The following is a 9,602-nucleotide window of genomic DNA, read 5'->3' as shown; positions in this document are numbered from 1 at the left end:
CAGTGCCAAGTCTGGATAGCGGCGTCATCAACCCAAAAGGTAATCGAACCACGATTAATCAGTGCTTGATTGTATTGCTTCCAATTGCTGATTTTATACTTGGCTTTGCTCATCATCTGAGACCGGTTTTGAGGCGTTGATGATCTGATCGCCGCTAGAGTGATAAGTTCAATGATTTAGGAAACAACGCCCTTTGAGCGGCGTAATCCGGAATCTCGCCCTCATCATTGATGGGGTAACACCATGTGTCTTTCGTTTGGCCGTAGTGTTTGATTTCACCGTTATAGCCGCTACCCATGATCGCCCAATCGCCTTCAAGTCCAGCGATTTGCCATTTCCCCATGCGATCCATCAAAAAGTGGCGATGGGTACTTGCCTCGTCTGCCGTTAAGGGCCGATAGTTGGCCCGGCATTGGTCATCGCCTAAGGTATCGAGGACAATTTGGTCAGGATAGACTCTCGCCTGTGCAACTCCCGCACTGACGAGCACTGCGATGGTGGAGAGAGTCAAGGTTGTTGTACGTGAGATTGTCGCCATTTGACGTCTTCCTTTTGTTAGGTGTTATTAGAGTCTGCCGGCCATTCGAAAGCTGACCTTGTTGACCTTTTCATAGCCAATAACGAAAACAAAATGAAAAACGATGATTTAAATTCCCTTTATATTTCATTTCTTTAGGTTGAATTCATATTTATTCTAACAAAGTAAAACGTGATATTTATTCAGGAATAAAATTCACGCAAAACACAGCAAAAAAATAAATTAGAGTTAAAGCTCTATTATTTGAGTAAGGATATCTATGAAAGGAAGTCTAAATAATAAGGTGTTACAAAACACTCTCGAAAAGGGTCATAAAAATAAAGCAAATACTCTATTTTTATTCCCCAGCGAGAAACTGCTCAATTTCATGAGTGGCATGCTCAATATTGAAAGGTGAATACCGGATAAGCACACTACGATTCGTCTTTCTTGAGACAAAATAAATCGTGGAATACTTGTACTTTTTTTCTAGGTAGACGAGACAATCACACTGACTATGGGTTAAAAATTGCTCCATTGGAAAGTCAAGGCGCGTTTCTTGCGGATAAAAAACGTAAAGGCTTCCGACACGTTTCTGTGTCAGCCCGCCTCGCTGAACCAAATCACTCCAGCGCCAGCCATTGATTTTTCCTACCACAAACACGCTGCTCGCCACACATGCCAATAACATAAACGCCATCATGGCACACTGGCGTATCGGTTTGCTCGATACTGCCTTATTGTCAGCGCCCTGCCTCGAGTCGCTAGCAGAAATATCCGTTGCTGCATTCGTCGTGACGGGGGCTACCTTAGTTTGCTCTACGGTTGCCTGTGACTCGCTGACAGTCTTGGTTTCTACCATACCTTCGACCATGCGATAGCCTTGCTTGGGTACGGTGACGACCAACGTCGGATCCGCGCTAATCGCCATGAGGCTTCGTCTCAGCGCACTGATTGATTTGGCTAATGATGTTTGACCAATGTATTCATTTCCCCACGCGTAACAAATCAAAGTTTGCTTACACACAGTCTTTGGGGCATGCAGCAACAAGCACTCCAATACCAAGGCTTCGCGGAAGCCAAGTCGAGTCGATTTGTGGTCTTTGTGGAGTTTCCTAGCAACAGCGTCGAAGTAAATCATAGGCTTTTTCTTTTTGATTATAAAAAACTCAATAAGTCATTGCGATAGTAAACATTTTAATTCGAAACAAGATCACATTTTACATAAAAGTGAGACCCACTCTATTAATATAAAAAATAATAACCGCAATAAAATTAGGCGATTAGACGTATAAAACCGATAATAAATAGCCAACGATGGTTTATTTTCTATACAAAACAGACAAATAAATCAGATACAGATTTTGCAACGATGTCAAATGATTGATTAGTGAGTATTTTATTACTATGGAAGTTATTGCATAGTAAGCTATATAATACTGAGTGTTTACTCAAAACAGGTTGGCAACAATAATGAAATATATTTATAAGATAACGATGGCAATCGCCCTACTTATGATGTCTTCAATAAGCTTTGCTGCCATCGGGCAATACAACATTGTATTAGTGCATGGTTTTCAGCCCGCACAACTAAAAACGCGTCCTGATCATGATGAGGTGGTACGCGATGGCGGCGACTATTGGCAAAACTTCTGGTTACAGCATGCTGATGCTCGGATTGACTGGCCTGCTCATGAACGCATCGAAGGGAAAATAGCTTCCGATTACCTATGGCCTGCATTGAAAAATCTTTCCGAGCAAGAAACCTGTCTGTCCGGCTGCATTTTAGTCACTCACTCTACCGGCGACCTAGTAGCACGCTATCTGCTCGATAACCAAGAAAACTGGCTGAGCAACGCCGGGCTTGAGCCCCTCAATATTGTCGGCACCTTTGATTTTGCTGGCGCCGGTGGCGGTGTTGAGTTAGCCAACATCGCCGTTAACCTTGCCGAAGGTGGTGGCTGGCTAAACCATGCGATGAAAAAAGCCGTGTCACTTTGGATGGGACAAATGCCAACCAAAGACAACATTGGCGTACTGAACGACTTGAAAGTGGCCAATGCACGCCAATTAGCGATGTGGCCAGATAACCGAGTGCCGCGTATCCGCTTTGTGGGGAATGGCTCTGACTTCTTAGGCACCACGTCTCCCTTTATTCCGGGTAGTGATGATGGCGTGGTCGCCGCCCACTCAGCCTGTGGCGCCGCGGATGCCGATGAGTTTGATAGTTGCTCCACCAAGATCGAGTTTGACGGTAAACTGGATTACGTCCATAAAGGCGTTAAACGCTTTATGCCGTTGCACTATCCGCTGTTGATGGGCGATAAGTATAGCCACCTCACCATCTTTAACCCTTGGCACAAAGGGAAGGTTACAGCGACAGATCCTGAGCTTGTGCTCGGTGATAATTCGCGGATTACCGTCGAAACCGTGGATAAAGATGGTTGGTTTGGTAAAAAATATCGCTTTGTTCGTGATTCCGACCGTGACACCTTGTCCGAGCTGGTTCATGCCCTTCCGCAATAATCTCGGTCATGCTGTGACCTGACCAACAAAGCTGCTCTTTTTTTCACAAAGAGCAGCTGGTCAGATTTATTCGCTTTTATCAGCTGTGTTAGTTTATTCGTGAATGATTAATTAGGGATTGCTATGACTAGACTGCTACTCGCAGTAACCTTGGTAGTATCTGTTGGAGTTACTGCCTATCTATGGCTTGATGTTCCCGACGCTCCGCCTGCCACACTGACTGCTGAGCAGAACCATCAACCGCCGTCGCCTGACACTGCCGAATACGTACCGCCGACGCAAGCGTCTACCGCTATAAATACGCAATATCGTCCCGAAGAGCCCGATATCGTGCAGACTTCGATGACACCCACACTCAGCTATATAGCGGCCGATTATGCGGAGCAAATCCAGCACCCCTCCTACTCGATCCCCATTCCATCAAAGCAAAGCCCTTATCTACACTGGAATCGGTATGTTTCGACGCCGATGCCTATTCTCGATGGCTCGGTGAAAGCGGCATTGAAGCTTAACCAATACCGTTACTTTTACCCAGAAAACATCCAAGCCTCACTGGTCACCCCAGCCTCTTTTAATCACGCGACCTTATCGGTCATTGATGTCGAGTCTAATCAGGAACTGACCCGCCTCGATGTCACAGATACACAGTGGAGTATTGAGCCCGAAGCCGATTGGCCTATTGAGCTTCGCCTCAAAGCGGCACTCAGTTTTGATGGTGGCGACGATGTACTCACCGCGGACTTCCGCCTCTACCAACCCATTGCGGAAGTGAAAGGAGTTAAACCGGTTTTCGGGCGTGGGCCGGATATGGTTATTCCACTCGTTTTGGATATCGATAAAGGCGGTATTTATCGAGTGCGTGCCAATTTATTTACTGCTGATGATCAACCCGTTGCGGTATTAACCACTAAAACACGCCTTAGTGAGGGAGAACAATCTCTGGAGCTGCGCGCATTTCGGGCTTCAATGAGCGGCTATGGTGATGAATGGCAACTGAAGGACGTGGTGATTGAACGTATGTCCGGCTATCCCGGTGAGCGAGCACAATTTGGCATCAGCCCTCAAGACCATTATTTCCTCGGCATTTTTGATACTGGGCAACTATCTGACGAGCCCTATCAAATGACTGAGCAAGAGCGGATGCAATTAGAGTTTTTACAGCATGCCGCTCAACGATCTTAACGGCTCAGCTTGCCATCTGAGTGACTTGCTCTCGTGCGGTATGAATACATTGCCGCACAACATGAGCGGTATTAGTCCGCTGCCACGCCAATACGACGTGACTCACTAAGGGCATATCTTCAACCGCGACGACAGCGACATGGTCGCTCAGTTGCGTAGTCAATGATTCAGGCACTAAGGCAATCCCAAACCCCGCTGAAACCATCGCCGTTGCTGAATGCAATTGTGGCGCTAGCGAGGCATTCGATGGCGTCAATCCTGCTCCTTTTAGGGCATCCACCAAGGCATCATGCAATCCTGGGCCAATATCACGCGGAAACAGAATAATCGGGTCATCGCCCAGTTGTGACAACGTCACACTTTGCTGTTTGCCAAAGACATGATTAGCAGGCACCACCAGCTTAAACGGATCAGGAAACAACGGCGTATGTGCCACGTGTTCACTGGCATAACATGGTAAGCGTAGAAAGGCGAGATCGACATCCTGTTGGCGCAAGGTTTCCACCAACGCTGGCATGGGTAACTCTATTGGTTGAAAATCAATCTCTGGATGAGCTTGCTGTAATCGCCGAACAAGTTCTAACACGGCTTGGCTCACGACCGTCGAGCTGGCAAATCCAAGCCGCAGTTGATTCCGCTCTCCTCGCGCCACTTGTTTGACCCGCTGTACCGCATGATCTAACTGCGCCAAGATTTTCACCGCATCATCATAAAGCACCTGACCGGCGGGTGTTAACGCCACCCCGCGAGATAAGCGTTCAAATAAAGGCACCCCCACCTCTTGCTCTAGCTTTTTAATTTGCTGGCTCAGTGGTGGTTGCGCAATGCCCAACTTTTCGGCTGCGCGGGTGAAGTGTCGGCACTCTGCCACCGTCACAAAATACCGTAAATACCTTAGCTCCATGACCCTGCCTTTGAGAAATCAATGATATTCAGTATCTTACCACGTTTTTTATGTGCCATATCTTTTCGATATCAAAGCCAACCTTTTTTGTATTGGATGCTATCCACGTCAGCTCGCATCATATCTATAGATTTCATACAACGAACCGTTTGGTTATCAGAACGGTCGTTAAACACGGTTAACGAGGACGCTTTATGAGCACCCAAACCTGCCACTGTGCCGAGCACATTGCGGCCGCCTACGTTGAGCATCACCAACACACTGGAGAGGGTGAAATCTATCAAACCTCCCTGATGAGTGCCTTGATTGATGGCGTCTACGAAGGCGACACCACTATGGCCGATCTCCTCAAACATGGCGACTTCGGCCTCGGCACATTTAACCAACTCGACGGTGAACTCATCGCCTTTGATAAAACCATATTTCAGCTGCGCGGTGATGGCTCGGCGCGTCATGCCGACCCGGATCAAAAGACCCCCTTTGCGGTCATGACCTTCTTCAAGCCAGAGATCAGCCAGACTTTTGATCACCCCATGTCGCGCCAAGAGCTGCATGATGTCATCGATAGCTTGGTGCCAAGCGACAACATTTTTTGTGCGGTTCGTATCGATGGTGCCTTTGAGCATGTACGCACTCGCACTGTGCCCAAACAAACTCCGCCGTACAAACCCATGCTTGAGGCCATCGCTGCACAACCTGAGTTTCGCTTTGACCATGTCAATGGCGTGATTGCTGGCTTCCGCAGTCCACAATATACCCAAGGGATCAATGTCGCTGGCTATCACGAGCACTTTATCACTGACACACGCCAAGGCGGAGGCCATGTCCAAGACTACGAATTGGCGTGTGGCACCTTGCAAATTGGACGGGTCTCTAAACTGGTCATTGATCTTCCGACCAATGCCAGCTTCCTCGGCGCGAACTTAACGCCGGACAACATACACGCCGCTATCGAACAAGCAGAAAAATAATATCACCTCCCATCGGGAGGCAACCTCACGAGGAGCCCAACATGACTAAAAAAACACAGTGGGACAATGGCGCACAACTGATCGCAAATCACCTAGAACGCCAAGGCGTGGAATACATTTTTGGTATTCCTGGCGCCAAAATCGACCGTCTCTTTGACGCAGTTGAAGACACCAACATTAAGATGATCCCCGTTCGTCACGAAGCGAATGGTGCCTTTATGGCAGGCGTCGTCGGCCGTCTAACCGGCAAGGCGGGTGTGACCATGGTGACCTCTGGCCCTGGCTGTGCCAACTTGGTTACCGGTCTGGCAACCGCAACCTCAGAAGGCGATCCCTTGGTCGCATTAGGGGGCGCAGTGAAACGGGCCGATCAACAAAAACAAACCCACCAAAGCCTTGATACCGTGAGCGTATTCCGCTCCGTCACCAAATACAGCGCCGAGGTTCAAGCCAGCACTGCTGCGTCTGAGATCCTTGCCAATGCCTTCCGCTCAGCAGAAAGCGGCCGCCCCGGCGCTGCCTTTGTCAGTCTGCCCATGGACATTCTCAACGAACCCGTGGAAAGCGATATTCTCGCGCCAACCTTCCCCGCACAGCCCGGCATGGCAGATACGCGAGCCATCAGCGAGGCAGCCAGTAAAATCAAAGCGGCGAAAAATCCGGTTTTCCTCCTAGGCTTACAAGCCAGTCGCCCCGAGAATGCCGCCGCTATTCGTACTCTGCTTAATCGTACCCAATTACCCGTTCTCGGCACCTATCAGGCGGCAGGTACCGTTGATATCAGCTACTACCAGCGCTTTGCGGGTCGCGTGGGTTTATTCAACAACCAGCCCGGTGATCTATTGCTTGCAGATGCAGATCTTATCATCACCATTGGCTTTAGCCCGATTGAATACGACCCTGAACTTTGGAATACCCAGCACACAGACATCGTTCATATTGATGTCGAGTCTGCGGAAATCGAGCACTACTATCGCCCCAGCGTTGAGCTCGTTGGCCAAATTGAGCCTACCCTGAAAGCACTCACCGAGCAGCTCGATCACCACTGGCTGATGCCGTCTACCACCGTCGATGTGCTCGAAGAAGTCGCCCACCAACGTCAAGCGATTCGGGCTTATAGCCAGTCACACCAAGAGTTTGCTTTGCATCCGTTACACCTAATCAAAGTGATGCAGGATGTGATCACCCCAGACACAACCTTGTGCTTGGACATGGGCAGTTTCCACATTTGGATTGCCCGTTACCTCAACTGCTTCCGTTCGCGTCAATTGTTGGTCTCGAACGGTCAACAAACCATGGGCGTTGCGCTTCCTTGGGGGATCGGTGCTAGCTTGCTCAACCCCGATCGCAAAGTGGTGTCCGTTTCCGGAGACGGTGGGTTTATGCAATCGAGCATGGAGCTTGAGACCGCCGTACGCCTCAAATGCAACTTGCTACACATTATTTGGGTAGACAACGCCTACAACATGGTAGAGATGCAAGAGGTCAAAAAATATCAGCGCTTTTCCGGTGTGAAATTCGGCCCGATTGACTTTAAGGCCTACGCCGAAGCGTTTGGCGCTAAAGGCTTTGCGGTCACTCGCCAAGAAGAGCTCGCCAGCCAATTGAAACAAGCCATGGACACCGAAGGACCCGCAGTGATCGCGATTCCTGTTGATTACAGTGACAACTACAAGCTGATGGCCCCTCGTGAGGCCGGCAGTATGGATCCGGTATTCGCCTAATAGATAAGTACTTTTTCAAACAAACGTGCTCCTGCCGAGCAGTATCGTGCGAGGAGCCATATTAAAACCCAAAGATGCGTGGTTTAGCGCCGTTTAAAACAGGTCTCTTATTGAGCCCTATATAATATTCGAGTCACTTCAAATATTTAGCACATAGGGCTCATTGCTTAAACCAACACATCTCTTAACATGAAGAAACTATCACAACGATAATGGAGTTCACTATGGCAACGACCCCTCGCACGGTAACCTCTCCGAAAAAATTCATCATCGGAACCGGTCTACTGGCCCAATTGCCAGAGAGCATTCAAGACTTTGGTTCTAACGCGTACATTATTTGCGATGAGTTCTTTCTCGATCAGGTGAATCAAACATCGCTTCCAGCCATTGAGCGCGCAGAAGGCTTAGCCGCTCATGTCGAGAAATTTCAATACGAATGTACCCAGCAAGAAATCGACCGTAACCTTGGCATCGCCGAACAACAAAAAGCCAATGTCATTGTCGGTATTGGTGGAGGGAAAACCCTAGATTGCGCCAAAGCTGTCGCGTACGAGCGAAAAGTGCCAGTTATTTTATATCCGACCATTGCTTCAACCGATGCCCCCTGTACCGCCTTGTCAGTGATCTACAAACCTGACGGTGAGTTTGATCGCTACTTATTCTTGCCACAAAACCCAGATGCAGTGATTGCCGATACGGGCATTATTGCCAACGCGCCAGCACGCTTCTTTGCGGCAGGCGTAGGTGATGCGTTGGCTACCTATTTTGAAGCACGCGCCTGTTATCGTGCTGACGGCGTTAACTTGGTCCAAAAGCGCCCTTCACGTACCGGCCTTGGCCTCGCTCAGCTTTGCTATGAGTTACTCAGCGAAAACATTGATGCCGCCATGGATGCATTAGCCAGTAAAGTCAGCACACCAGCACTGGAACAGATGATCGAAGCAACAATTTATCTCAGTGGTGTGGGCGCAGAAGCTGGCGGTCTTGCCGCCGCGCATGCGGTGAATAATGGAATGACCGCGGTGGCCGATTTGCACCATGCCCAACATGGTGAAAAAGTCGTCTTTGGCTTGCTAACGCAATTGGTACTGGAAAACGCCCCTAAAGAAGAAATTGATAATGTAGTCCGAATTATCAAAACAGCGGGTTTGCCACTCACGCTCGAACAAATGGGACTAAAAACCTTTATTGAAGAAGAGTGGCGTCAAGTTGCGCGCATCGCATGTGCAGACGGTGACACTATGGGCAATATGCCAATGACGGTCAGCGAAGACGATGTCTATCACGCCATGTTAGCCGCGAATAATATGGCAAAGCGGTATTCCGCGGCCTAAACACATCAACCAACTGATTCACCAAGCGCCCGTTTTGCCGGGCGCTTTTTTAGTGGCGCACTGTCAATCCACGCGCTGCGAGCGCGCGAGCTGTTAAGCCAGATGAAAATCAATCACAAACAACGGAGGACGTTCTGGGTAGATTTGCAAAATCAGCGCTTTCAGCTCAGTCAGCGACATTCCTTCTTGTTCAGCATGGCGGGCATTAATGTCCTCGAAAGCAAGCGGAGCAACGCTGTCGATTACAATGTCACACACATAATCATCGGTTTCTAGCTGATGCACCGCGACGCGCGAACCAGGTTGATAGTGACTTTCGGATTCATCGCGAATGGTGATGGTTTTAACACCGGCGGCCACCATGGGCGTTAAGGTGGAGAAAAAGGTGATTTTGGTCGGGGCAGTCATGTTGCTTTCTTCCAAAACTGTGTTGGCCTATAGTGC

9 protein-coding genes and 1 pseudogene are annotated in these 9,602 nt (G+C 48.9%); 5 read left to right on the top strand and 5 right to left on the bottom strand.

All coding sequences use genetic code 11. From position 1 onward, the window contains the following. The 3 genes and pseudogenes from BGK46_RS17485 to BGK46_RS13900 all read right to left on the bottom strand — a co-directional run. Positions 1-113 (bottom strand): annotated as a pseudogene (locus BGK46_RS17485) (IS5/IS1182 family transposase); the annotation flags it as partial. Positions 114-154: 41 nt separating this feature from the next. Continuing rightward, complete coding sequence (locus BGK46_RS13905) at positions 155-538, bottom strand: hypothetical protein (protein WP_069590214.1); 384 nt, start codon at positions 536-538, stop codon at positions 155-157. A gap of 337 nt (positions 539-875) precedes the next feature. Then, positions 876-1,658, bottom strand: coding sequence for a transcriptional regulator (locus BGK46_RS13900; RefSeq protein ID WP_069590212.1), 783 nt, complete (start codon positions 1,656-1,658; stop codon positions 876-878). A gap of 374 nt (positions 1,659-2,032) precedes the next feature. On the opposite strand from BGK46_RS13900, the gene BGK46_RS13895 reads away from it, so the two are divergent. Both BGK46_RS13895 and BGK46_RS13890 read left to right on the top strand, forming a co-directional pair. Continuing rightward, complete coding sequence (locus BGK46_RS13895; protein WP_371440498.1) at positions 2,033-3,043, top strand: hypothetical protein; 1,011 nt, start codon at positions 2,033-2,035, stop codon at positions 3,041-3,043. A gap of 123 nt (positions 3,044-3,166) precedes the next feature. Then, on the top strand, positions 3,167-4,225 hold the full coding sequence (locus BGK46_RS13890) for a hypothetical protein (RefSeq protein ID WP_069590209.1): 1,059 nt from the start codon (positions 3,167-3,169) through the stop codon (positions 4,223-4,225). Positions 4,226-4,229: 4 nt separating this feature from the next. Here BGK46_RS13890 and BGK46_RS13885 read toward each other — a convergent pair whose 3' ends face one another. After that, on the bottom strand, positions 4,230-5,129 hold the full coding sequence (locus BGK46_RS13885) for a LysR family transcriptional regulator (RefSeq protein WP_069590207.1): 900 nt from the start codon (positions 5,127-5,129) through the stop codon (positions 4,230-4,232). Between the two features lie 194 nt (positions 5,130-5,323). Here BGK46_RS13885 and budA point away from each other — a divergent pair, with 194 nt between their 5' ends. The 3 genes from budA (at position 5,324) to BGK46_RS13870 (ending at position 9,158) form a co-directional block, all read left to right on the top strand. Next, the gene (budA, locus tag BGK46_RS13880) at positions 5,324-6,100 is read left to right on the top strand and encodes an acetolactate decarboxylase (protein WP_069590205.1); all 777 of its coding nucleotides are present in this window, start codon (positions 5,324-5,326) and stop codon (positions 6,098-6,100) included. Between the two features lie 41 nt (positions 6,101-6,141). Then, positions 6,142-7,824: an acetolactate synthase AlsS gene (alsS, locus tag BGK46_RS13875; RefSeq protein ID WP_069590203.1), complete on the top strand. Its 1,683-nt coding sequence runs from the start codon at positions 6,142-6,144 to the stop codon at positions 7,822-7,824. A 224-nt stretch (positions 7,825-8,048) separates the two neighbouring features. After that, positions 8,049-9,158 carry a glycerol dehydrogenase gene (locus BGK46_RS13870; RefSeq protein WP_069590201.1) on the top strand — a complete coding sequence of 370 codons (1,110 nt, stop codon included), beginning with the start codon at positions 8,049-8,051 and terminating at the stop codon, positions 9,156-9,158. 93 nt (positions 9,159-9,251) lie between these two features. On the opposite strand, the gene yqfB is transcribed toward BGK46_RS13870, so the two are convergent. Continuing rightward, positions 9,252-9,566, bottom strand: coding sequence for a N(4)-acetylcytidine aminohydrolase (gene yqfB / locus BGK46_RS13865; protein WP_069590200.1), 315 nt, complete (start codon positions 9,564-9,566; stop codon positions 9,252-9,254). Positions 9,567-9,602 lie beyond the last annotated feature (36 nt).

The sequence above is a fragment of the Salinivibrio sp. SS2 genome (assembly GCF_001722075.1).
GTDB classification, from domain to species: domain Bacteria; phylum Pseudomonadota; class Gammaproteobacteria; order Enterobacterales; family Vibrionaceae; genus Salinivibrio; species Salinivibrio proteolyticus.
The sequence above is the reverse complement of the archived record's forward strand: the minus strand, read 5'-3'. Positions and strand labels throughout refer to the sequence as shown.

Coding starts and splice junctions, on each gene's coding strand:
- BGK46_RS13870 (WP_069590201.1), top strand. CDS start 8,049: ATGGCAACGACCCCTCGCACGGTAACCTCTCCGAAAAAATTCATCATC.
- BGK46_RS13905 (WP_069590214.1), bottom strand. CDS start 538: ATGGCGACAATCTCACGTACAACAACCTTGACTCTCTCCACCATCGCA.
- budA (WP_069590205.1), top strand. CDS start 5,324: ATGAGCACCCAAACCTGCCACTGTGCCGAGCACATTGCGGCCGCCTAC.
- BGK46_RS13890 (WP_069590209.1), top strand. CDS start 3,167: ATGACTAGACTGCTACTCGCAGTAACCTTGGTAGTATCTGTTGGAGTT.
- BGK46_RS13895 (WP_371440498.1), top strand. CDS start 2,033: ATGATGTCTTCAATAAGCTTTGCTGCCATCGGGCAATACAACATTGTA.
- BGK46_RS13885 (WP_069590207.1), bottom strand. CDS start 5,129: ATGGAGCTAAGGTATTTACGGTATTTTGTGACGGTGGCAGAGTGCCGA.
- yqfB (WP_069590200.1), bottom strand. CDS start 9,566: ATGACTGCCCCGACCAAAATCACCTTTTTCTCCACCTTAACGCCCATG.
- BGK46_RS13900 (WP_069590212.1), bottom strand. CDS start 1,658: ATGATTTACTTCGACGCTGTTGCTAGGAAACTCCACAAAGACCACAAA.
- alsS (WP_069590203.1), top strand. CDS start 6,142: ATGACTAAAAAAACACAGTGGGACAATGGCGCACAACTGATCGCAAAT.